This is a genomic window from Parendozoicomonas sp. 209JJ7-1, assembly GCF_058147085.1.
Window position 1 is genome coordinate 142,925 of the sequence record NZ_JBYVJU010000010.1, and the last position, 23,208, is coordinate 166,132.

Consider the following 23,208-nt stretch of genomic DNA (forward strand, 5'->3'; position numbering starts at 1 on the left):
TAGAGCATCAATCTCCATCATTGGAATTAAAACCAACTGGTATTCCCAGCTTCTCCGGAATCTTGCCACCAAACAGAGTTTTCAAGCGGCTGACTTTGACCGCCAGATCATTGACCGCTTCCCGGCGGGTTTTATCAGTCACAGCATCAAACAGGGATGTTTCAGCAAGGGCGGGGCTGTTCAGGGATTTAGAAACTTCCTGAAAGGCTGTATTCACTTCTTCGGCGATTAACCGACCTTCCTCATTCTTCCCTGCCAACCGGTCATCAATCCCATAACCTTTGCCGCCTGCATATAAGGTCTGCACGGAGGATAAAGACGCCCGCACATTGCTTAGTGAACTGCGACTGCGCCAGGATTCGGCCTGGTAAGGGTTGCCAGCTGCCTTCACGTTTTTACCCAGAGGAGCACGGAGTTTACGCAGGGTCACTTCCAGTGAGTTGTAGATGCTGGCCACCAGTAGAGAACTGACCGGAAAATGGTTTTCCTGGCTTTCACTTTCCAGGGCAAGGCTGTTCAGTTCTTCGGAGTAACGCTTTTCACCCGTCTGCCAACCTTTACTCAATTTTCCGGCGTTGCGCTTCATATCCGCGACAACAGTTTTCAGATACTGGCATCGGACAGGCTCATTCAGTTTGTCTGAAGCACCACTATCAAAAAGAAGATACTCAGAACCACCAAGCCCCCTCGCTACCACGCTGGAGCGGGACATAACGGGAAGTGTCCACTCTTTATCGCTGGCCAGAGCTTCTTCAACTTTCTTGCGGGTCAGGTTTTTGCGGTCAGGCCAGAACTGGAACTTCCAGGCCATACTGTCCAACGTGATCGGCCCGAAATTAACGACACTGGCTTTTTGCCAGTCCGTCATAACAGAAAACCACTGTTGTTCAGCCTTCTTTCGAAGCTGATCGCTGGGAGAATGACAGAGCTTATCCACACTGACATTTAATCTGGCGAGGCTGTCCGCCAGATTGTCATAAAGGGGTTTAACGACATTGAGCGTACTTTCCGCCAATTGCCGTTCGGGATTTCCCTCAGGCTGGCAGCCTGCAAGTAGCAGGGCGGCCAGAGGTACAAACATGTATTTCATTTCTACCTTTCTGTGTTTAGAGCGATGCCAGGAAGCTCATCAGTGCGTTACGGTCATCGGGAGCCATGGCAACCACTTTGTTCTTCGCTTCTTCAGCTTCCCCGCCATGCCAGAGCACAGCTTCCAGCAGCGTCCGGGCACGACCGTCATGGAGGAATGTGGCTTCTTCGCTGACAGTCTGAGCCAGACCGATTCCCCACAGGGGCGGTGTGCGCCATTCCCGGCCATCGGCGAGAAACTCAGGACGGTTATCCGCCAGTCCTTCACCCATGTCATGCAACAGCAAATCGGTCCATGGACGAATAACCTGTCCACCCAGCTGGGCCGGAGAACCTTTTTGGGCAGTCACATATTTAGGCGCGTGGCAGGAGGAACACTGACTGTTGAAGAACAGCTGCTTACCCTTCAGAACTTCAGGGTCATCCACACTCCGACGGGCGGGTACCGCCAGGGTTCTGGTATAGAAAGTGACCTTGTCCAGAATATCGTCCGGCACTTCTACCCTGCCGCCGTTGGGGGCTTCCCGGCAGGCTTTCTGCAGCAGGGTACAGTCATCCGGATACAGGTTGGTTGTCAGCCCCATATCTCCGGCAAAAGCGCCGGCATTTTGCTGTCGTACGTTTGGCTGCCCGGCTTTCCAGCCAAAGCGGCCCAAAACCTGTTTGCCCGCGACCACATCCCGCACCCAGTTGGGGCGACCGGAAATACCATCACCGTCCTGGTCTTCAGGGTCGGCCAGAGCCAGGATATCCCTTTCAGAAATCGTCTCCAGCAGCCCAAGGCCAATCATTGGCGGCGCTACCCGAACAGACGTTTCAAGGTTATCAGGGAAGGACCCGTAACCCGGGTCTTCCAGGGTAAATAATGGCTTGCGGAGTTCAACGGTTTCCCCACCGGCCAAGGAGACTTTTATGGTTTCGTACTCAACCGCGATACGGCCTTCCGGTTTAATGCCGGGATTGGCGAAATCCTGTAGCTGACCACCATAAACAGCATCCGGAATTCCGCCCGTAATCTTCACCTGTTCCCGTTCACTTTCGGTCATCGCCGGAAGACTCAAACGCATCAGCATGGAAACCGCGTGGGCATCACCAGGGTTCATGCCATGTCCGCGACCATCCTTGATATGGCAGTTCTGGCAGGCATTGGTGTTCATCAGAGGCCCAAGGCCATCACGGGCCGTGGTTGTCGCGGGGGAACTGACCCAGGGATTGCGGAAGAAACTGTTGCCTACCTTGAATTCCAGCTGACCGCTGAAGTCCAGATTCGAAGCAGGGAGAGAGTAGGCATTACGGCTTTTATCGAACACCGTTGTGCCGCCCCCAGAAAGAGCTTCGCCAGGCTCCGGGCCTGGCGGTGTTGTATCACTGCAGCCGGCGAGCAAAAGCCCGCCGACAAGTGCTAATGAACTACGTTTTATCATTCTTAGACACTGAATTTTTAGAATGTGTGATCTGCGGTATCCGGATTGAGGTTATTGACACCCACAGCTTTGGCAACCTGCTCAATACCACCAGTTTCCGCTACCAGCGCATTGATGGCAACCTTTACCAGTTCATTCCCTTCAGCGTTGTCGGCGGCGATCATCTGGTCGAAGGAAACACCATTGTTGGCGGAATCCACCAGTGCCTGCAGGGATTTGGTGGTGTTATCGAACAGAACCTGCACACTGTCTGCTGCGGCAGTGTCTTTTCTGGCCAGCATTTCTTTCAGGGACGGACCACTCAGCACCTCACCATTCACCCGGGCATATTCACCGGTGAAAACATTCTTCACGCCCTGGGCATTGTAGAAGTGGGAGTTATGGGTGTTGTCACTGAAGCAGTCGTGTTCATCTTCAGTGGAGTTGGCTTCCAGGGCTACTTTCATACGTTCACCGGCCAATTCACCCAGTGCCAGGCTGCCCATGCCGAACAACATACGACGCAGGGACTCTTCTTCGTTCAGCGCCACAAATTCAGCGCGGTAGTTATCGGCAACACCGGCTTTCCACTGGCCTTCCATGTATTCCAGGTCTGCGACCAGCAGATCGGCAGCCGCCAGCAGGTATTCACCACGGCGATCACAGTTACCATTGGTGCAGGCATCACCCTTTGCATAGTCAGAAGCCTTACGCTCACCGGCTCCGGGGTTGGTACCGTTCAGGTCCTGCCCCCAGAGCAGGAATTCAATAGCGTGGTAACCAGTTGCCACGTTAGCTTCGCTGCCTGCCAGTTCATTCAGGCCGGCCAGCAGTTCAGGGGTCAGACTTGTCAGGTCTAAAGTGTTATTACCCACCTGCAGAGAGGTGTTAGCAATAATATTGGCAGAGGCACCTTCATTACCCATTTCTGCGGCATAGCTGCCGGCATCAACATAATCGATCATGCCTTCATCCAGGGGCCAGGCATTCAGCTGACCTTCCCAGTCATCTACAACCGGGTTGCCAAAACGGAAAACTTCACTCTGCTGGTAAGGAACACGGGCGGCCAGCCAGGCTTCACGGGCGGTTTTGAGGGTTTCTTCAGAAGGATTATCAACCAGTACCTGCAAAGCAGTACGCAGGGCCTTTGCGGTGATCAGGGAATCTTCAAATGTGGCATGGGCAACATCGGCATAATGATTGACAACGGCAGCACTCAGGGCAACATCAACCAGTTGCGCTTCCACAGCAGGAGCTGGTTCTGTTACCGCCTGGGTATTGTTATCTTCCTGACTGCAGCCTGCGATGAAACTTGCAACAAATCCTGAGACAGCAACGGCTGCCAGCGTCTTACGAAAGTTTCCCATGACTCCCTTCCCCGATTATCTAGTTATTTAAATAGTAATATTTTCGGGAGATTATAATGAGAACGATTTTCATTACAATATTGAAGAGGGGATTTATCAGTCTTTTGTTCGCAACATAGTCGTAATTGCCGGCTCTCCACCCAGTTTTATTTCGGAGACAGTCATAAAGCCCAATCTTTTATAAAGAGAAACATTGCGGGGATTGGATGATTCCAGAAAGACTGGTGCCGATGATGTTTTATCTATTTGCTGAAGCTGCGCTTCAAACAATTTACGACCATAGCCTTTTCCCCAGGACAAAGGATCAACGCCAAGCATGGTGAAATACCAGTGAAGTTCATTAGGGCTGTCCCGCCCAATCTGGGCCTTGGCTTCAAGCAGTTCTTCAACATGGTCTTTGCAGGCTGTTTCGGTAAGACATTTTGTCAGAGCAACCATATCCTGGATTTTTCCGGGCGCAAGCCAGGTTATACAGCCTTTAAACTCATCAATAGTTGCCGCAGTTCCATCTTCAATGGCACTGCTGTAATAAACCCTTAGAAAGCGATCAAAGTGTTTAAAGTATTCAGAAAGATCGGGCCATATATACCGGAGAAACGTATCTGCGATAAACGCCCCCATAAAACACTGGTTAAACTTTTCCCTCTCACTTTCACAAACATTTTGAATAGATGGCATGCCGCACTCCAGACAGAGAACAAATGGTCGAGTAAGAAAGCCATCGTAGGATAGTCAAAGGCAGAAGTGTTCACGTGTCCCATTTATAAAAAAACGCCGCCGGAATGCGCAGCTCCAGCGGCGTTTTGCTTAAGCCCGGATGATTACTTCACTTCATAAACAGTGGTGGTACCGGACACTTCATGGCCGACAATCAGCAGAGCATTTCCAGTAGGGCTGTTTTCCGCTTTAACAAAAGTCATGCCTTCCGGAGACAGGTCACCTGCGTGGGCAGTTTTTTTCTTCGCATCTACGTTAAAGTCACGGTTATGAACGTAACGGATATACTCTGGCCTGGAAGGGTTGCTGATGTCGTACATCATGATGCCACCGGTACGCTCCAGGCCGATAAAGGCATAGGTGCGCCCGTCAACTTCACCTACGGCAACGGCTTCCGGCTCAGGGCCTTTATCGTCGCTGCGGCTGTCACCCTTGGTCTTATCGTCGTTATTATTGAAGTCCTTGCCCAGAACTTCGGCAGTGATGCGCTCAAAGTCATCACCGGAATCAAACACCAGCTGACCTTCTTCATTCCAGATTGAGAAAGAGCGGGCACCGTAGGAATAGAGCTGGCCAAACTTGCCATCTTCATTCTTACCAAGGGTGGTGGTCACTTTCAGACGGCCCAGCTTAGCCTTGTCTTTCACGTCGGCGGCATGGGGATGGCTGGCGGCAATCTTCAGCTTTCCGGCACGCTTTTCTTCAGTGAAGCCCAGGCAACCATCTTCATCGTCAAATTTCAGTCCTCCAGACGCCAGGCATTCAGACTTATCAGCAGCCTTGTACCAGTAATCACGGGCATCGCCTTCATTGGCTGTGACAATAAAGGTCTTACCATTGTTCTCGAAAGAAGTGATGGTATCCGGCTGGTACATGCCATAAACACCGGACCATGCCTGAATATTTACGCCCTTATCCTTGTTGCTGGCATCAATGGGATGCTGACCATAATCCTTGTAACCCAGAGGCACGATAGAGTCGATGCGGGCATTGGCAATATCAACAATGGCCAGGGCGTTGTTTTCCTGCAGGGAAACCCAGGCTTTGGAGGAGTCAGAGGATACTGTGATGTATTCCGGTTCCAGATCCTGGGCTACGGTGGCATTACGACCAAAGATACGGACATCGGAAGACAGCTCAGCGGCACGGCTGCCACCTTTGTTAAAGTCGGTGAAGCCAGCAGTGCGCACGTCAGAAACCCTGTTACCTTTTACGGTAAGAATACTGACGGAACCTTCAGGGTCATTCTTGTAATCTCTGGAAGGCTCACCTTCGTTAGCAACCAGAAGGTACTTACCATCGGGGGTAAAGGTCACCATATCCGGCAGGGAACCAACTCGCGCGTTATGACTGTAGGTAGCCTTGCCCTGCTCATCCAGGGTATACAGAACGACAATACCGGGAGCCTGCTTGTCAGCATTCTCAACTGCTACCGCCAGCAGGTTACCGTGAACGGATATGCTGTTGGCAGCGCCCAGCTGCAGACCGGGCAGGTCTCGCTGAATATCAATAGAACCACGCAGGGGCAGGTTGGCATCGGACAGAGGGTTGGCCAGGGGAGTGCTGGTCAGGCCGGAGGCATCGAGGCTGTCAACGGTACCAGAAGCGGCATTGACCACAAAAACGGACTGACTGGCTCCATGCCAGGCAACGATCTCAGCGGCACTTTTATGGTACTGTCCGGAAGCATAACGACCCACCGGAGTAATATTGGCCGGTTCCGCCGCTATAGAGGAAGCAGCAGAGGAGGAAACAGGTTGTTTAGAGTTGCAGGCAGTCAGCATAAGAGCTGTGCTAAGAGCTGCCAGGCCGCCAGTGATTTTCGCCGTTTTTATAAAAAGAGCCATGGGCCGTCCATATTCATTTTTGATTCTGACAGCGTACCTTTTATAAAGTTTCCATGACATCCGTATGACAGCAACAAAAACCACCCAGACTGAATCAGTGGAAGTGGTTTTTGGCTCTCTTCATTCGGGCTAATAATTAATTACAGATTCTTTTTCTCTTGGTGTGGGAAATGTGTCTGTCCCACATTTTGTCCCACCACTTACAGCACATTACCTTAAAGGACAAACAAGGGTGGAAATATATGGAACCCCCCGAAATGCGGGGGGCTTGCTGTTACATGCCATTACGGGCTATGACATCATTCTATGTTCTGGACCTGCTCTCTAATCTGCTCAATGAAAACCTTCAGGTTAACGGCACACTGAGTCACTTCAATCCCAATCGCTTTTGAGCCAAGGGTGTTGGCTTCCCGGTTCAGCTCCTGCATCAGGAAATCCAGACGGCGGCCAATTGCGCCTTTGTTGTTCAGTACCCTGGTGACTTCATTTATATGGGTTTCCAGGCGATCAAGCTCCTCATCAATATCCGCTTTCTGTGCCAGGAAGACCAGCTCCTGCTCCAGCCGTGTGCTGTCGATATCGGTTTTTATTTCTTCCAGCTTCTGGGTGATTTTATCCCGCTGGGCCTGGAGGAGTTCGGGCATATGTTCGCGAACAATGGCGGCTTCTTTGGCAATGCGGCCCAGGCGCTGAAGAATAAACTGCTTGAGTTCTTCGCCTTCCCTTTTACGAGACTCCTGAATCTGCTTCAGAGCCTCGGTAAAGGCTTCCACAACATGGAACTGTATCTGGGTCAGGTCAGTGCTTACCTGCTCCATTACACCGGGCCAGCGGAGGATTTCCAAGGGATCTGCCTTTTTGGCTTTGGAAATAGCATTGCACACGGAGTCCAGCGCCTCATCCAATTGATTAAGCAGGCTCTGGTTCAGGGATATGCAGTCATTGGCATCGGTCTGGATAACTTTCAGGGTGCATTCTACCTTCCCTCTGCTCAGGGTCTTGCGCAGTAAATCCCGCAGGCGAGTCTCAGTTTCCCGCATGTTGTCCGGAAGGCGAAAGTGGGGTTCAAGGTAGCGGTGGTTGACAGTACGGATTTCCCAGATCAGAGAACCCCAGTTGTGACTGGCTTCTACTCTGGCAAATGAGGTCATGCTTGCGGTCATGTTGTCTCTTCTGGAACATTGAGCAAATACAACCATTGTATAGGCTTATGGTGGGTCATGTGCAGGGCATTGTGGTGTGTGATTTTTAATCAACATCTGCAGGCAGCTGCTACGCTTACCGGCCTCAGGGCAGAACGAGTGAATATCCCAGGGAGAGATCATAATCATTGTTCCTTTGAGGTTGTTATGAACAGCAGTGCTCCCGGCATTAATTTCTTTTCAGAATATATTCCCAGGCGGATTTTTCTAATGCTTGTTTTTTGCCTGATTCCGGTTTTTGCCCAGGCAGGAATTAGTGAGTCGGAAAAAACAACGGCCAAAGCACTGTTTGCGTTGTTTTGCCCTGATAAAGGTATTGACTCTCTGGATACGGTTTTATCTTTGCCAGAGGCAGCTAATCACCAGAGTGTAACGGCAGGCGTGGTTACAGAACTTGTTTATCTGCTGAAAAAAGATCAATACCAAGCCCTTCAGCAATCTGTAATCACCTATGCGCTGAACCAGCCTGGAGATTTTGCTCGAAGAGTTGTGCCCCTGATAAAAAGCAGTTCAAGGTACAGCAGGAATCAAGCCCAAATGGATGTCCTGGCAGAGCAATTGAAACAACCTGCAGTTCAATTGTCGGCTATTTCAGGCATGGAAGTTGATGACGATGATTTGAGTGATACAGAGGATATGGACCAGGACTCATCAGCGGCAACTGCCTCGCATCAAACAACTGCCAGTATGGCTTCCGCCTCTATGCGTTCTGCTGTGCCTGTTGCTTTTCAATGGAAGGATGTTCTCCCTAAGGCCGAAGGGCGGTTGCCGTCTGACCTGAGTATTCAGGTGGATAGAAGTAAAGTTAAAACGAAGTTAGATGCTTCCGGAGTAGTAATCAATGAGTTGGAACAGCTTGGGCGACTGTTAAATCCTGACACAAAATTACTGAAATATCAGAGAAATGCTTTCAAGGAGTTAAATACTAAATACCTGATGGACATGTTAAGAGTGAGTACTGGCCTGGGGCTGGTGGATATTATTCCTGTTATGGAAGTGAAGGGGGATCGTATAAAACAGCTGCGTGAGCTGAACAAAATTGTAAAGAAGAAAAAACTTTTTAAGGAGGTTGGTCATCCGGATGGGGTATTAATGCTGATGGGAATACAGCAGGCTCGATTGGATCTGCAGGCTGAAGAGTCTACGAGTGGAAGTCTGGCTATGTTCCAGAGACTGTTTAAAAGAAGTAAGGGATTTGATGTTTATGGGGTGAGTAATGCCAGGAGGTGGGCTCACTTATATAGAGCTGTTCACCTGATGGGTCTTAAATACTCCAGCGATAATGATGACACTCGGGATGAACTGAATACCCAGTACGATATTGCTGAGAATATTGTTAGCGACAGGATGTTGAGATTTGCCAACAGATATCTTGATAACGGCCAGACTATTGTAGCCGAGCTTGCGAAAAGGGCTTCTCAGGAAGAAAAGAGTCTGTCGGCGGCGGAGCTGATGGCTGGTAAGCCTGAGAATATGCTGACCGCATACAGCCTGTATCAGGTACTGGAGAGTAAAGGGATTTTTGAACGCCCGGCGTTGATGGTCCTGGATGTTATTCTGGCACAGAGAACTATTGAGGATGATGACAGCGGTGATGAGAATGAAGATGGAGAAGACGACGATGATGGTATAGAAGTGGCTGAGAAGGATACCCGGGATGAATTTGGAAGAATAATAGGGGAACTCACGGACTCGGACATGATAGAAGCCATGGCATGGGCCTGTGTCTATAAGCTTGATTATATTCCTCCCCAGCTGGGAGCAGCTTATAAAGGCGCTTTGCAGGCTGCTCAGATGGATACATCCTCTTCAGCGACGGTAACTGTTTCTGCCCACCCTTTGGATCAGCCCCTCAAGGTAGATTTTCCTTCTAAAGCCTATTTAGGTTCAGAGGACCTGTTTCATTTTCAACCGGGAGGGAAAGCTTATCCAAATAAGCATATAAGGGGTAATCTATCGGAACTGGTTACTATCCTGGATTTGAAAAGCTATTCGCACCAGTATGGCTCATTGCATCACTTGAAGCAGGACGGGGCTGATCAGATCTTCAAGGGGTTGATCGGGTATTGGCTTGAGGGGTTGGGAGCACCGGCAACGTGGGAAACTTACCTGAAGGTAGTCACGAATAGTGATTATGAATTACGCAGCAAGATAAATGCTGACCTTGTCGTCTCTGCCTACCAGAAGAGTACAGGGAAAAGCATTACTCAGCGGTTCAGGACTAAGCCTCACATGGCTGCCCTTCGCAATTTGAAAGGGCTTGATATTGTCCAGAGACTGGGACGCTGGGATGCAGAAAAATTGCAGGAATTTGCCATAAAACTTCCTGGAAAGGAGAATGAATGGAAGTATGAACATACAGTAAAAGAACAATACCAATATCATCCAACGCCGCGTAAGCCTGAGAATGAGAGACGTGAAAATCTTGCCGAATGGATGCTCCGTGAGTGGCAGAAGGATCAAGGGGTTACCTGGGCTCACTTATTAACTCAACTGCGTTCCAGTACTGATGGTTTTTTACACAGACTGGCTGACGAGATAGATGCCAGACTAATAAATTATTCACAATAACAGTCATAAAGGCAGATCATGGCTGCGTCACGGCTGAACCGTTATAATCCGTATCCGTTTTTATTAAAAGGTGGAAAAAATGCGCCCAAGTGGTCGTGCCGCAGATGAGTTACGGGATATTCGGATTACCCGCCACTACACCAAACATGCAGAAGGATCCGTACTGGTTGAGTTTGGGGACACCAAAGTCATCTGTACGGCCTCTTTGGATCGCAGTGTTCCCCGCTGGTTGAAAGGCACTGGGCAGGGGTGGGTGACGGCAGAATATGGCATGTTGCCCCGGGCCACTGGCGAGCGGAATAACCGTGAAGCGTCCCGTGGCAAGCAGGGTGGTCGTACCCTGGAAATCCAGCGTTTAATTGGCCGTTCCCTGCGGGCCGCTGTTGACCTGAAGCGTATGGGTGACAACACCATTACTATCGACTGTGATGTGATTCAGGCGGATGGTGGTACCCGTACAGCTTCCATTACTGGTGCAACAGTCGCGCTGGTGGACTGCCTGCGTCATATGCAGCGTAATAAAATTATCCGTGATGATCCCCTCAAACAACTTATCGCCTCTGTTTCTGTGGGTATTTACAATGGCAACCCGGTTCTTGACCTGGATTATGCTGAGGATTCCAACGCAGAAACGGATATGAATGTCGTGATGACGGAGCAGGGCGGCTTTATCGAAGTACAGGGCACAGCTGAAGCGGCTCCTTTCGATAAAGAAGAGATGGACGCTATGCTGGATTTAGCTCGTAAAGGGGTGAACAACCTGCTGGATATTCAGCGCAAGGCTTTGGAAGCACCTTAAGGGTTTATTCTTCCCTTTCTGTCTAACCGGTTCCTTACACTTTGGTATTGAACCGGTTCTGTTACTTTGGGGCTATTCTGGGAAAAATCACTTATCCAGAATAGGCCCATTTATTTAAATTCACTCAAATGGCGACAGGTGCCAGGCTAGAACGAAAGCTCCCAGTTGTAATCAACAATGACCGGAGCATGGCGGGAGAAAACTTCTCCGGAGAAAATGCCTGAATTCAGGACGCGGTGTTTCATACTGGGAGTGGCGACCTGGTAATCAAAACGCCAGCCTTCATTCCGTTCACGGTAGTCATTACTCTCCCAGAAAGTGTATTTACCGCCTTCACGGTCAACTTCCCGGTAGGTATCAACATAATCCAGGCCGTTGATGATTTCGTCCATCCAGCGACGTTCTGCGGGTTGGAAGCCGGGAACTTCTTCATTATCCCGCCAGTTGGCCAGGTCAATCTTCTTATGGGCAACATGCCATGTGCCACAGGTAATGAACTCACGGCGCTTGCGGCGTTGCTTCCCAAGGTATTGCAGGTATTCGTCCATAAACCGGTATTTCCAGTTCAGGGAATCAGGGGTGTTGTCAGCCTGGGGAACAAGCAGGCTGCCAATGCTGATTTTATCGAAATCAGCCTGGAGGTAGAGGCCGTGATTGTCAACTTCCGGAATTCCCAGCCCGGTGATAATAGCTTTTGGGGGAATACGGGTATAGAGAGCCACGCCGCCCTTGCCGGCATCGGCGTAATCTTCAAAGAAGTAGCTGAAATAATCTTTGGGGTTGAATTGCGCGTCAATGATATCGTGCTCGCGGGCGCGAATATCCTGTAGACAGATTACATCGGCATCCTGCTCAATGGCCCAGGAAAAAAAGCCTCGTTCAGCTGCTTCCGTTATTCCTTCGCAGTTGAAACTGATAATTCTCATTCTGAGGTCCTGTACTATCTACCACTTTCGGCTCAGATTCGCGCTTTTTCACCATCCTGCTCAGCCCCAGGCAGGGGCTGTCAGAAGGTGGAGTAAAGGATTATCACGGTGTGTGTGGGTGATAATGTCCTGTAAAAGTGCACATCAATTTGCAATGTATGATACCGCTGACGTAGATGTAAGGCCATACGGTGATATTAAATAATATTTATTCGTATATTAATTCTATAGGAGCAAAATGCCTATTTATTAGGTATATGAAGATGCGTAAAGAAGTTATGAATGAAGTATCCAAAAAGAATTATTAGCTTCATTTTTGGATTGTGGGTCAGATGTGCGTTTTTCAGGATCAATCCGGATGGAAAGTTGAACATATATCCTGACAGTGAGACCCTCCTGGAGGGTTATATTCCCTGCACTACAGTTTAACCGAGACCCTTGAACGGTCTTTGTATTATTTACGACAGCTTTGAGTATAGACGCCAGGTTTTAACCATTAAGGTAGTAAAACTGACATACTGAAATTTTTCTCTCTCTCCGTTGTCTCAGTTTACTGAGTACTGTCCTGTTATAACGGGTGTCTCTCTGCAATACAGCAGATGTTTGTCTAATAAAAAATACTCTGTAGAAAAATAACTTTATCCAGGATGTCTGGACACCAACTTATGCTCTGAGAATTAGAATGGAATTAAGATGAATAGAAGTAAACTTAATCCGAATGCACCCAGTTTCACTCCTCAGTCTGTGTTGCAACAGCGCTTTCTTCAACAAAATCGGGCGATGTTAGAGCAAAGAACTGTCACGCTTAATCCTGGTGCACAACCCAGAATTCCTGGCGTTCCTGGCGTTCCTGGCGTTCCTGGCGTTCCTGGCGTTCCTGGCGTTCCTGGCGTTCCTGGCGTTCCTGGCGTTCTTGTCATTTCTGGCATTCCCGTCATTTATAGTATTCCCGTGATTCCGGTTATTCCCGCGTCATTGACTCCCCGTGCACAGTCCTCTTCCACCTCTGCGCAGGCTTATTGCCAGAATACCCCTCAGCAAGAAGAGATAACCAAAGCCTTTGGTTTACTGAAAAGCTCTCCGCCTCAACCAAAGACCGCAGAACGGATATTTCGCAGATTTGTACACCATGAGCAATGTGGGAATATCGCGACAGTTGGTCTTGCTCGTTCACTGCTTAAGCAAGGGGGGAATCAACATCACAGAGAAGCTGAAAAATTATTGACAGACCTTAAGGGCAAAAGTGCGACTCGAAAGGTTGGCGATGGAGTCCTTTCCTGTATTAAGGATCTTGATATAACCCTTGTAAGGGTCTTGGAAGCATCAGGACAATGGCCAGCAGCGCAAGAATTGCTGCAGGCCCTGGCCCAGAGCCATAACCCGGCCCTGGGCCCTGATGACTGGATCATACCCTGTGGTAACAACACCATAGATATCACCCGGGTTCGGTTACTTCAGGAGAGGGGGTATTACAATTTGTCCGGTCAGCTGGTGCAGGCCATGGCCCGGAGCTATAACCCGGCCCTGGGCCGTGATGACTGGATAACGCCCTGTTGCAACCACACCATAGATCTGTCCCGGGTTCGGTTACAGGAGGAGATAGAGAATTACGCGTTGGCAGGTCAGCTGCTGCAGGCTATGGCTCAGAGCCATAACCCGGCCCTGTGTCGTGATGACTGGACCACGCTCTGTCGCAACCACGCCATAGATGTGGCCCGGATTCGGTTGCAGGAGGAGAGAGGGAATTACCAGTTGGCCGGTCAGCTGGTGCAGGCCATGGCCCGGAGCCATAAACCGGCCCTGGACCGTGATGACTGGAGCACACCCTGTGGCAATCACACCATAGATCTGGTCAGGGTTCGGTTGCAGGAAGAGATAGAGAATTACGCGTTGGCCGGTCAGCTGGTGCAGGCCATGGCCCAGGGCCATAACCCGGCCCTGGGTCGTGATGACTGGACCACGCTCTGTCACAACTACACCACAGACCTGGCCCGGGTTCGGTTGCTTCAGAAGAAAGGGAATTATGAGTTGGCCGGTCAGCTGGTGCAGGCTATGGCCCGGAGCCATAACCCAGCCCTGGGCCGAGATGACTGGATCACACCCTGTGACAACCACACTATAGACTTGGCCCGGGCTCGGCTGCTTCAGGAGAAAGGGAATGACGAGTTGGCCGGTCAGCTGCTGCAGGCCATGGCCCGGAGCCATAACCCGGCCCTGGGCCGTGATGACTGGACCACACCCTGTGGCAACCGCACCACAGACCTGGCCCGGGTTCGGTTGCTTCAGGAGAAAGGGAATGACGAGTCGGCCGGTCAGCTGCTGCAGGCCATGGCCCGGTGCCATAACCCGGCTCTGGGCCGTGATGACTGGATCACACCCTGTGGCAACCGCACCATAGACCTGGCCCGGGCTCGGCTGCTTCAGGAGAGAGGGCATTACGATTCGTCCGGTCAGCTGCTGCAGGCCATGGCCCAGAGTTATAAACCGTTCCTGGACCGTGATGACTGGACCACGCTCTGTGGTAACAGCACTACAGACCTGGCCCGGGTTCGTTTGCTTCAGGGTAGAGGGAAGTACGATTCGGCCGGTCAGCTGCTGCAGGCCATGGCCCGGAGCCATAACCCGGCCCTGGGCCGAGATGACTGGGCCACACCCTGTGACAACCACACCATAGATATCACCCGGATTCGGTTGCTTCAGGAAAAAGGGGATTACACCTTGTCTGACAGGTTAATCGGTGCTTGCATCGAAAACTACCCCATGAGATCTGAATACCTTGAGATCTATCTCATCTGTTTGGGGGAACGGAGACAATGGGATACATTTGACGGAAAAATTGATGACATCAAAAGCCACGATAAAGATGATCTGGTTCACAGCAAGAGTATCCAGATCGCCATTTCCATCCGATATTTTCAGGAAGCTCTGTGTTGCTATGAAGAGAGTAAGGAAACAAAGGGACAGGAATGCTGTATAAAAGCATCGGCCATAGCAAAATCCATATGTGAAAGATATCCGACCTGCGCTCCAGCCTTAAGCCAGTGGGCACACTGTTTAAGATTGCTTGGAAAAGAAGAAGGCGTATGGACAGAGCTTTTTCGGCGAGCAAATGCTATTGATCCAGAGAGAATGAAACGAGAAAAAAGGGACCGCTGGAGAGCACAGGAACAAAGAGTCCTGGAAAATTTACGTCATGTCAGCAAAGAGTGAGTGGTCTGCCATCTCTGTTGATGTTACAGGTTTAAAAGCCCGGCCACTATGAGTTCAGGCAGGAGTACTGGCGGCTAGGTTTTGCCCTCCGAAAACCTCAGATCAGAATGGGAGCAAGAGCTGCTCTTCACCACAATCCAGGGTGTTTTTCTCAATTACTGGTAGAATACTGGGGCTTGTCGGCATTAATCCGGAATATCCTATGCAAAATTACCAACGTGAATTTATCCGCTTTGCAATTGAACACAAGGTTTTACGATTCGGAGAGTTCACGCTTAAATCAGGCCGTATTTCTCCCTACTTTTTTAATGCCGGCCTGTTTAACAGTGGTAAGGCCCTGGCGGAGCTGGGGCGCTTTTTTGCCCAGGCCCTGGCTGAGTCCGGGGTTGAATATGATGTACTGTTTGGCCCGGCTTACAAAGGTATTCCCCTGGCATCTTCCGCTGTTGTGGCCCTGGCCGACCATCACGGTCGGGATGTGCCCTGGTGCTTTAACCGCAAGGAAGCCAAGGAGCACGGCGAAGGAGGCAATCTTGTCGGCGCGGCTTTGGAAGGCAGAATTGCGGTCATTGATGATGTTATCACCGCCGGAACCGCGATCCGTGAGTCTATGGAGCTGATCAGCAAGTGCGGGGCAAAGCCCGCCTGCGTTCTGATTGCCCTGGATCGTCAGGAGAAGGGCAAGGGTGAACTTTCAGCGATTCAGGAGGTTGAGAGGGATTATAATATTCCTGTAATCAGTATCGTCAGCCTTGCCCAGGTTATGGAGTTCATAAAGGAAGATGATACCCTAGCCCAGTATGCCGAGGCAGTTGAAGACTATCGTCAGCGTTATGGAATCCAGTAAAAGTAACAAGTATTTTCAGCCTTCCCGTCTGGCCGCCCTGTTCTGTACAGGGTTGCTGGCGTCTGGCTGCTGGGGTGCTGAATATTCCGGCCAGCGTTACTACCGTTATACCGACAGCAAAGGGGATATTGTTATCGCAACCCAGATTCCCAGGTCGGCCACGTCCCGTGGTTATGAGGTTGTCACCGACTCGGGCCAGATTCTGGAGGTTATAGAGCCTGAACTCAGCGAAGATGTCCGGCAGGCCCGCTCTTTCCAGCAGGAGCTGAACCGCCAGAAGCAAATCCAGAATGAAAAGCAGGCTGCAGAAGACGCTGAACTGCTGCGCCTTTACAGTAGCGTTGAGGATGTGAAACGCACACAGGAAAGGGTGTTGGAAGAGATAGATGCCCGCATTGCCGTGATCAACAGCAGCATCCAGCGTTTACAGATTCAATATGAGAAAAAGCAGAGCAAGGCTGCGGACTTTGAACGGGCCGGGCGTGCTGTGCCGGTGAGCCTGTTACAGGAACTGAATAACCTCGATACCAGCCGGGAAAGTTTCCAGCAGCAGATTGCGGACTTTATTCAGGAAAAGGATCAGGTCAGGGCCAGATATGGTGTTCAGGCTGAACGGGTCCGTCACCTGATTGAAGGTGACCGGGTTGTCGAGAAGAACAAAGCTCTCCGCCTGAACAGAACCCAGCTTGTCGGCAAATGGAGGCCCGTTGAAAGTATCGGTGACCTGTTGAGCTGGGAAGCGGACGCTGACGGAAATTTCATTCTCCGCAGTGGCAGCCAGACAAAGGGGCATGAGAAGTTGATTGGCAGCTGGTCCCTGAGCCGAACCAATGAAATTGTCGTGCTTTATACCCGTAAAGAAGTTACCAGGTTTGGAAGGACATCCCGTGAATCACTGGCTATTGAACACCGTTACCAGATTCTGGATATGAAGGCGGGTGATCTTTATATCTACTGGGATGGCAGCGTTGTTCGATTCCGTAAGTAGTTGATACTGACACGCTGCCAGTATCAACTGTGCTGGGCGTGCGCAGACTTACCTGAACACAACCTGGCTCAGGCAGCGCCACTGGTCATTCCAGTTCTCAGACGGGCGCAGGCGAAAACGACTGCGTACAAACTGGCTGATCCGGCCTTCAGCGGTGGCAAGAATCATATTGGCCGTTGCTGTCTGGGTCAGAGTCGTTCGTAACCCCTCCTTGATTTCCGCATCCCGCAGTACCTGACGCAGCTGGGTTTCCAGCCGTTCAAATAATTGTACGACACGGGAACGCAAACGGTCGGTTTCTCCGTTGAGGGCGTCGCCGGTGAGAATACGGGTCAGGCCGGGATTCTTCTCACAGAACAGCAGCAGCAGGGTCAGAATCCGGTGGCAGGTGGTCAGCGCATCCGTGTCTTCGTTCACAATCCGGGTGACCCGGGTGAACAGGGAGTCCTCGATAAAGGCAATAAGACCCTCAAACATTTTGGCTTTGCTGGGGAAGTGCCGGTAAAGAGCAGCTTCCGATACGCCAACCTCCTGGGCTAGACGAGCGGTGGTAATGCGTTCGCCGGGGTTTGTCTCAAGCATATGGGCCAGGGTCTGAAGAATCTGGTCCTTACGTGAGGTCTTTTCTTTGCGGGAGGCTGGCTCCTTACGCAATTCTTGTTGCTGTGCCTTATCCATTCAATACTAAGTGTTTCGGGTTGTTGATGCGGATGAAGAGTGAATCAGGGTGCCTACGCCTTGCTCTGTGAAGCTTTCCAGCAGAACCGCATGAGTGACCCGACCATCAATAATATGGGTACTTTGAACGCCGGAACGTACAGCATCAAGAGCACACTGGATTTTTGGAAGCATACCACCGTGAATAGTTCCGTTGTTGATTAATTCTATGACATCTTCCGGAGTCAGTCCGGTCAGGGTGTTACCATCGCCGTCCAGCACGCCCCGGGTGTTGGTCAGTAGAATCAGCTTCTCGGCCTGGAGTACTTCGGCCAGTTTCCCGGCTACCAGGTCAGCGTTGATGTTATAGGATTCTCCCTGCTCATCGACCCCAATTGGGGCAATAACCGGGATAAAATCTGAATTCTCCAACATTTTGATAATGTCGGTGTTGATAGCTTTGACTTCGCCCACATGACCGATGTCGATAATCTCACGTCCACCAACCTTGCCTTGATTAGCATGGCGCTGGAGCTTTCTGGCCCAGATAAAGTCGCCGTCCTTGCCGGTAATCCCAAGGGCCCGGCCGCCATTGCGGTTGATAAGGTTGACGATCTCCTTGTTGACCAGCCCGCCGAGAACCATCTGGACAACATCCATGGTTTCACTGTCGGTTACCCGCATACCATCGACAAAACGGGTTTTGATATTAAGTCTTTCCAGCAGCTGGCCAATCTGCGGGCCACCGCCGTGTACGACAACGGGGTTAATACCAACAGCTTTCAGCAGCACGATATCCCGGGCAAAGCTGTTCTGGAGTTCTTCGCTCTCCATGGCGTTGCCGCCGTATTTTATAACAAAAGTTTTGCCCGCGAAGCGTTGCAGGTAAGGCAGGGCTTCGGTCAGTACGTTGGCAATCTGAGAGCTCTGGCTGTCGTTATTGTTGCTGACGTTCTCGGTCATGACTTTTTGTTTCCTGTTACTTCTCAAGACCTGCCGGCCCTGCCGGCAGCTTTGCCACATACGGGGCCACACGGGCATAGTGTTTAGAATGGCAATTCCAGATCTGGTTCCACTCGGGCCAGATGTTCCCGGAAAATACCCTGAATTTTTTCCAGTCCGGCCTGGTCGTCGGCTTCAAAACGACAGGTCAGTACCGGCCCGGTATTGGATGCCCGTACCAGTCCCCAGCCCCAGGGGTAATCAACACGGAGGCCATCAATGGTATTGATATTGCCGGCCTGGAAATCGGCCTTTATCAGGCGCTCAACAATGCTGAACTTGCTGTTGTCGTCAGCATTTATGGTTATTTCCGGCGTGGTAACAGCATCGGGGAAGGCCCGGAACACCATATCGACATCTCTGGCTTCGCTGGTCAGCACTTCCGCGAGACGTGCAGCGCTGTACAGTCCGTCATCAAAGCCGTACCAGCGCTCCTTAAAGAAAATATGACCGCTCATTTCGCCAGCCAGAAGCGCGCCGGTTTCTTCCATCTTGCGCTTCATCAGGGAGTGACCGGATTTCCACATAACGGGACGTCCGCCATAGCCGCTGACCAGGGCTGTTAAACGACGAGTGCATTTCACATCAAAAATAATATCCGTTCCCGGATTTCTGGAGACGACATCTTTCGCCAGGAGCATAAGCAGACGATCCGGGTAAATGATCGCGCCTTTGTTGGTGACCAGGCCTACCCGGTCACCATCGCCATCAAAGGCCAGCCCCAGGTCGGCCTGGGTTTCTTTGACCTTGTTGATCAGATCCTGGAGATTTTCCGGCTGACCAGGGTCCGGATGGTGGTTGGGGAATGAGCCATCAACCTCGCAATACAGGGGAATAACATCACAGCCCAGTTGTTCAAACAGCTGGGGAGCGATTTTACCGGTTACGCCATTGCCACAATCAAGAACAACTTTTAACGGACGGGCAAGGATGACATCGTCCAGAATACGTTTCTGGTAACGGGAGAGTATTTCAACAGATGACAGTTGTCCTTTACCTTTGGCTGCAAAGTCCTGCCTGAGTATGCGCTGGTAAAGCCCCTGAATCTGTTCGCTGGACAGTGTTTCCCCAGCCAGAACAATCTTAAAGCCGTTGTAGTTGGCTGGATTATGACTGCCGGTGATCATAACGCCGGAGCTGGCTTCCAGCTCATGGGTAGCAAAGTACAGAACAGGCGTAGGCACAGTGCCAATGGTTACGACATTACAGCCTGTCGCAGCAAGGGCTTCGATAAGCTGTTCTTTAACAGCCGGGCTGGAAAGCCGTCCGTCATTGCCAACAATAATGGTGCTTTCACCACGGCTCAGGGCTTCTGAGCCAATAGCCAGGCCAATCTGCTTCACCGTGTATGGCGTCAGGGTTTCACCGGCTATACCGCGAATATCGTAGGCACGGAAAATATTGGCTGAAATATCAGGCTGTGCTTCACCAGGTTCTTCAGGCTGCTTAACGTCTTCAGAAGCGCCGGGAAGATCAAACTCTTCAAGCTCATCAAAAACTGTGTCGTCCAGCTCCTGCAGGAAAGGGTCTGCATCGGGATCATGATCTGCGGAAAGAATGAACTCATCCTCTGGTTCAGGATATTCTTTTGTATTATTTTCCTGGATCTGTGGTTCTTCTGACGCAGATTCGTCAATCACCAGTTCCGCTGTTTCAACGGGTGGCTGGGGCTGGGCTGGTTGTTGTGAAACGCCGGCTTCACCTTTCAGGGAAGACTTGCGGGCAAAGAGCGTAATGGCCTTAACAGCAAGATCCTGGAAACCGGGATTCTGGAAGCCGCCGGGCTGGGGCTGGCGGCCTGAGGCTATATCCTGAAGCAGCCCGGACATAAGATTAATATCAGGGCCGGTTTGAGAACTGAATTTTTTGGAAGCAATCTTCAGTAATATCAGCACCGCTGCCAGACAAATAGCCAGAACCGTAGCCAAAGGCCACCAGGGAGCAACTTTCTGGGCAAGCAGTGTCCGGGACGGGTTGAATATAAGCTTCCAGGAAAGTGCCGGCAGGGTGGTTTCCCAGCTTGATGATGAGGTGGCGGAAGGAACTCCAGCAACGAAAACCGGCTCTGGACTGTTCGGATTCTGAAAAATATGCAGGGAGCCATTATTACCGGCGACAGGTGTCAGGCGTTCTTTCAAACTGTTCATGGGAGTGCTGACAAGTACTACGCCAATAAGCCTGCCATCAACTTTAACCGGACTGGATGTAAGCACCTGCCACTGTTCGCTTTGGCGGGCTGCTTCAGGTGTGGTGGGTGTTCCTTTCAGCGCACGTCGAACCAGGTCGATAGAGGCAAACCCGGTTTTTGCCGGGTCTTCATTTTCAATATCTGTGGTAAATAAACGCAGTTTCTGGTTTTTTCCTAATGCCGGCGTCAGCACTTGTTCAAGTGCTGCCAGCTTCTTTTTTCGGGTTAAAACGCTATCCGAAAAGGCCGCAATAACCTGGGGGTGTTGCGCGAGGGAGGCTGCTTTCTTCTGCTGCCAGTCCAGGGCTGTTTGCAGCTGGATACTTGCCTGCTGCCCAATAAGAGCGGCCTGTTGGGTAACAGCCTGTTGGTTAGGGCTGTAGATAGTCAGGTAAAACAGCCCGGCAAACAGCAGAGCCAGCAGGACCGCAACGGTGCCCGTGGCCGGGAGCATCTCATGAAAAGAGGGCTTACCCTGTTCCGACAGGTTGGTATTATCGGTTGCCTTGTTCCCGGATTTCCAGGCCAGTGCCATACCCGCTCCATTGATTTTGCTGTTGTTCTTGCCTTGATACTTATGCCCCATATCCTCCAAAAATATGGGGCTGGCTGTCTTGCTTATTGTCGTACGTTAATGGCGACCGGACGAACCAAAGCCCCCTGCGCCCCGGTCGGTTTCGTTAAAGTCTTCCACAATATCCATCTGTGCCTGCACAACCGGCACAATAACCATCTGCGCGATACGCTCACCGGGTTCTATGGTAAAACTGGTGCTGCTCCGGTTCCAGCAGGATACCATGAGCTGGCCCTGGTAGTCCGAGTCAATCAGTCCAACCAGGTTGCCGAGAACTACACCGTGCTTGTGCCCAAGGCCGGAACGGGGCAGCAGCATGGCGGCGTAGCCGGGGTCTTCGAGGTGAATAGCCAGCCCTGTGGGCAGGAGTCTGGTTTCGCCGGACTCCAGAGTTACCGCTTCATTCAGCATGGCTCTCAGGTCCAGGCCGGCAGAACCTTCGGTCGCATACGCAGGCATCGGGAAGTCCGTTCCCAGACGGTTATCAAGAATGCGGGTTTTAAGATGCATGGTCTGCGTTTTCATCCATTGTGGGTTCTGTCGTAATGGTTTCATCAGAAGCTTCCTGCTGCTCTTTTTTTAACTGCTGCTTTTCTAAAGAATACCGCGCAATCATTTCAATCAGCTGTCTGGCCAGAAGTCTCTTGGAGCTTTTATTCATCGACTCTTCAAACCCTTCGCCAATCAGGGTGACTGCGTTCGCATCGCTGTTAAAGCCGATGGAACTGTCGCTGACATCATTGGCAACAACAAGGTCCATCTTTTTTCTACGACGTTTGTCGGTTGCGTAATCAATAACATTATCGGTTTCTGCGGCAAAACCAACTATATAAGGAGTATTTTCCCGGGATGCGACAGAGGCCACGATATCCGGGTTGCGTACCAGACTGATGGTCAGGGATTGTTCCGGGCTGTCCGGGTCTTTCTTGATTTTGGTTTCCGCGCAGACTTCCGGGCGATAGTCGGCAACAGCGGCGCAGCCAATAAATATGTCACTCTCAGCGGAGTATTCCATGGCAGCGGTGTACATCTCCCGGGCATCGGTCACGTCTATACGTTGAACCCGATCCGGCGTGGGCAGGTTAACCGGCCCTGTGATCAGGATAACGCTGGCACCAGCTTCTGCGGCAGCGCTGGCGAGGGAGAAGCCCATTTTTCCGGAGCTGTGGTTGGAAATGTAACGTACCGGATCAATGGCTTCCCGGGTCGGGCCGGCTGTGACAACGACCTTCTGTCCGGCCATGGCTCCGGATTCAAAATGTTCCGCAAGCATTTGCAGGATAACGTCCGAATCCAGCATACGGCCGGGGCCCACATCCCCACAGGCCTGGTAGCCCTCGTCAGGTCCGAACAGGGTGATGCCCCGGCTTTGCAGGGTTTCACAGTTTTTCTGGGTCGCGGTGTCCAGCCACATACCCTGGTTCATGGCGGGAGCCAGAAATACGGGAGACTGTGTAACCAGGCACAGGGTGGATAACAGGTCGTTGCCCATACCTGTAGCCATACGGGCGATAAAGTCGGCGCTGGCGGGAGCGATAAGAACGGCATCGGCCCATTTGGCCAGCTCGATATGGCCCATGCCGGCTTCGGCTTTCGGGTCAAGCATACTGGTGTGAACAGGGTTTCCGGACAGCGCCTGCAGGGTGAGCGGAGTAATAAACTCACAGGCGGCCGGAGTCATAACTACATGGACGTCAGCGCCTGCCTTACCCAGGGAGCGAACCATCTCTGCAGACTTGTACGCTGCGATGCCCCCGGTAATGCCAACCAGAATACGTTTGTTGTTCAGTCTGTGCATACGGATGAAGACTTCATTATTTT

17 protein-coding genes are annotated in these 23,208 nt (G+C 51.2%); 5 read left to right on the forward strand and 12 right to left on the reverse strand.

The window, feature by feature from the left end:
- Positions 1-7: 7 nt before the first annotated feature.
- The 6 genes from ACY2RQ_RS11790 to ACY2RQ_RS11815 all read right to left on the reverse strand — a co-directional run bounded on the left by ACY2RQ_RS11790 (position 8) and on the right by ACY2RQ_RS11815 (position 7,586).
- A complete protein-coding gene (locus tag ACY2RQ_RS11790; RefSeq protein ID WP_490113175.1) occupies positions 8-1,090 on the reverse strand; it encodes an imelysin family protein in 1,083 nt (360 codons plus the stop codon).
- A 16-nt stretch (positions 1,091-1,106) separates the two neighbouring features.
- Positions 1,107-2,513 carry a di-heme oxidoreductase family protein gene (locus ACY2RQ_RS11795; protein ID WP_490113176.1) on the reverse strand — a complete coding sequence of 469 codons (1,407 nt, stop codon included), beginning with the start codon at positions 2,511-2,513 and terminating at the stop codon, positions 1,107-1,109.
- A 17-nt stretch (positions 2,514-2,530) separates the two neighbouring features.
- Positions 2,531-3,859 (reverse strand): imelysin family protein, encoded by a 1,329-nt coding sequence (locus ACY2RQ_RS11800; RefSeq protein WP_490113177.1) that lies wholly within the window; start codon positions 3,857-3,859, stop codon positions 2,531-2,533.
- A 96-nt stretch (positions 3,860-3,955) separates the two neighbouring features.
- Positions 3,956-4,537 carry a GNAT family N-acetyltransferase gene (locus tag ACY2RQ_RS11805; RefSeq protein ID WP_490113178.1) on the reverse strand — a complete coding sequence of 194 codons (582 nt, stop codon included), beginning with the start codon at positions 4,535-4,537 and terminating at the stop codon, positions 3,956-3,958.
- 143 nt (positions 4,538-4,680) lie between these two features.
- On the reverse strand, positions 4,681-6,423 hold the full coding sequence (locus tag ACY2RQ_RS11810; RefSeq protein ID WP_490113179.1) for a choice-of-anchor I family protein: 1,743 nt from the start codon (positions 6,421-6,423) through the stop codon (positions 4,681-4,683).
- Positions 6,424-6,722: 299 nt separating this feature from the next.
- Positions 6,723-7,586, reverse strand: a complete 864-nt coding sequence (locus ACY2RQ_RS11815) for a YicC/YloC family endoribonuclease (RefSeq protein ID WP_490113180.1) — start codon at positions 7,584-7,586, stop codon at positions 6,723-6,725.
- A gap of 249 nt (positions 7,587-7,835) precedes the next feature.
- On the opposite strand from ACY2RQ_RS11815, the gene ACY2RQ_RS11820 reads away from it, so the two are divergent.
- Together ACY2RQ_RS11820 and rph are read left to right on the forward strand one after the other, a co-directional pair.
- The gene (locus ACY2RQ_RS11820; protein ID WP_490113181.1) at positions 7,836-10,196 is read left to right on the forward strand and encodes a hypothetical protein; all 2,361 of its coding nucleotides are present in this window, start codon (positions 7,836-7,838) and stop codon (positions 10,194-10,196) included.
- A gap of 79 nt (positions 10,197-10,275) precedes the next feature.
- Positions 10,276-10,995: a ribonuclease PH gene (gene rph, locus ACY2RQ_RS11825; RefSeq protein ID WP_490113182.1), complete on the forward strand. Its 720-nt coding sequence runs from the start codon at positions 10,276-10,278 to the stop codon at positions 10,993-10,995.
- Positions 10,996-11,141: 146 nt separating this feature from the next.
- On the opposite strand, the gene ACY2RQ_RS11830 is transcribed toward rph, so the two are convergent.
- On the reverse strand, positions 11,142-11,921 hold the full coding sequence (locus ACY2RQ_RS11830; protein ID WP_490113183.1) for an exodeoxyribonuclease III: 780 nt from the start codon (positions 11,919-11,921) through the stop codon (positions 11,142-11,144).
- A 780-nt stretch (positions 11,922-12,701) separates the two neighbouring features.
- Here ACY2RQ_RS11830 and ACY2RQ_RS11835 point away from each other — a divergent pair.
- From ACY2RQ_RS11835 to ACY2RQ_RS11845, 3 genes are all read left to right on the forward strand, one after another.
- Positions 12,702-15,131: a hypothetical protein gene (locus ACY2RQ_RS11835; protein WP_490113184.1), complete on the forward strand. Its 2,430-nt coding sequence runs from the start codon at positions 12,702-12,704 to the stop codon at positions 15,129-15,131.
- Positions 15,132-15,333: 202 nt separating this feature from the next.
- Positions 15,334-15,978, forward strand: coding sequence for an orotate phosphoribosyltransferase (pyrE, locus tag ACY2RQ_RS11840; protein WP_490113185.1), 645 nt, complete (start codon positions 15,334-15,336; stop codon positions 15,976-15,978).
- A complete protein-coding gene (locus tag ACY2RQ_RS11845) occupies positions 15,965-16,966 on the forward strand; it encodes a hypothetical protein (protein WP_490113186.1) in 1,002 nt (333 codons plus the stop codon). The genes pyrE and ACY2RQ_RS11845 overlap by 14 nt, the downstream gene beginning before the upstream one ends.
- A gap of 48 nt (positions 16,967-17,014) precedes the next feature.
- Here the strand turns inward: ACY2RQ_RS11845 and slmA are convergent, their stop codons facing one another.
- The 5 genes from slmA to coaBC all read right to left on the reverse strand — a co-directional run bounded on the left by slmA (position 17,015) and on the right by coaBC (position 23,185).
- Positions 17,015-17,644, reverse strand: a complete 630-nt coding sequence (gene slmA / locus ACY2RQ_RS11850; protein WP_490113187.1) for a nucleoid occlusion factor SlmA — start codon at positions 17,642-17,644, stop codon at positions 17,015-17,017.
- Between the two features lie 6 nt (positions 17,645-17,650).
- Complete coding sequence (argB, locus tag ACY2RQ_RS11855; protein ID WP_490113188.1) at positions 17,651-18,586, reverse strand: acetylglutamate kinase; 936 nt, start codon at positions 18,584-18,586, stop codon at positions 17,651-17,653.
- Between the two features lie 83 nt (positions 18,587-18,669).
- A complete protein-coding gene (locus tag ACY2RQ_RS11860) occupies positions 18,670-21,399 on the reverse strand; it encodes a phosphomannomutase/phosphoglucomutase (RefSeq protein WP_490113189.1) in 2,730 nt (909 codons plus the stop codon).
- 45 nt (positions 21,400-21,444) lie between these two features.
- Positions 21,445-21,897 (reverse strand): dUTP diphosphatase, encoded by a 453-nt coding sequence (gene dut, locus ACY2RQ_RS11865; RefSeq protein WP_490113211.1) that lies wholly within the window; start codon positions 21,895-21,897, stop codon positions 21,445-21,447.
- Positions 21,887-23,185 carry a bifunctional phosphopantothenoylcysteine decarboxylase/phosphopantothenate--cysteine ligase CoaBC gene (gene coaBC, locus ACY2RQ_RS11870; protein ID WP_490113190.1) on the reverse strand — a complete coding sequence of 433 codons (1,299 nt, stop codon included), beginning with the start codon at positions 23,183-23,185 and terminating at the stop codon, positions 21,887-21,889. Before coaBC ends, dut begins: the two co-directional genes overlap by 11 nt.
- Positions 23,186-23,208: the final 23 nt, after the last annotated feature.

Excerpts from the sequence above, each read along its gene's own strand:
- ACY2RQ_RS11790 (WP_490113175.1), bottom strand. The coding sequence starts at position 1,090 with ATGAAATACATGTTTGTACCTCTGGCCGCCCTGCTACTTGCAGGCTGC.
- ACY2RQ_RS11795 (WP_490113176.1), bottom strand. The coding sequence starts at position 2,513 with ATGATAAAACGTAGTTCATTAGCACTTGTCGGCGGGCTTTTGCTCGCC.
- ACY2RQ_RS11800 (WP_490113177.1), bottom strand. The coding sequence starts at position 3,859 with ATGGGAAACTTTCGTAAGACGCTGGCAGCCGTTGCTGTCTCAGGATTT.
- ACY2RQ_RS11805 (WP_490113178.1), bottom strand. The coding sequence starts at position 4,537 with ATGCCATCTATTCAAAATGTTTGTGAAAGTGAGAGGGAAAAGTTTAAC.
- ACY2RQ_RS11810 (WP_490113179.1), bottom strand. The coding sequence starts at position 6,423 with ATGGCTCTTTTTATAAAAACGGCGAAAATCACTGGCGGCCTGGCAGCT.
- ACY2RQ_RS11815 (WP_490113180.1), bottom strand. The coding sequence starts at position 7,586 with ATGACCGCAAGCATGACCTCATTTGCCAGAGTAGAAGCCAGTCACAAC.
- ACY2RQ_RS11820 (WP_490113181.1), top strand. The coding sequence starts at position 7,836 with ATGCTTGTTTTTTGCCTGATTCCGGTTTTTGCCCAGGCAGGAATTAGT.
- rph (WP_490113182.1), top strand. The coding sequence starts at position 10,276 with ATGCGCCCAAGTGGTCGTGCCGCAGATGAGTTACGGGATATTCGGATT.
- ACY2RQ_RS11830 (WP_490113183.1), bottom strand. The coding sequence starts at position 11,921 with ATGAGAATTATCAGTTTCAACTGCGAAGGAATAACGGAAGCAGCTGAA.
- ACY2RQ_RS11835 (WP_490113184.1), top strand. The coding sequence starts at position 12,702 with ATGTTAGAGCAAAGAACTGTCACGCTTAATCCTGGTGCACAACCCAGA.
- pyrE (WP_490113185.1), top strand. The coding sequence starts at position 15,334 with ATGCAAAATTACCAACGTGAATTTATCCGCTTTGCAATTGAACACAAG.
- ACY2RQ_RS11845 (WP_490113186.1), top strand. The coding sequence starts at position 15,965 with ATGGAATCCAGTAAAAGTAACAAGTATTTTCAGCCTTCCCGTCTGGCC.
- slmA (WP_490113187.1), bottom strand. The coding sequence starts at position 17,644 with ATGGATAAGGCACAGCAACAAGAATTGCGTAAGGAGCCAGCCTCCCGC.
- argB (WP_490113188.1), bottom strand. The coding sequence starts at position 18,586 with ATGACCGAGAACGTCAGCAACAATAACGACAGCCAGAGCTCTCAGATT.
- ACY2RQ_RS11860 (WP_490113189.1), bottom strand. The coding sequence starts at position 21,399 with ATGGGGCATAAGTATCAAGGCAAGAACAACAGCAAAATCAATGGAGCG.
- dut (WP_490113211.1), bottom strand. The coding sequence starts at position 21,897 with ATGCATCTTAAAACCCGCATTCTTGATAACCGTCTGGGAACGGACTTC.
- coaBC (WP_490113190.1), bottom strand. The coding sequence starts at position 23,185 with ATGCACAGACTGAACAACAAACGTATTCTGGTTGGCATTACCGGGGGC.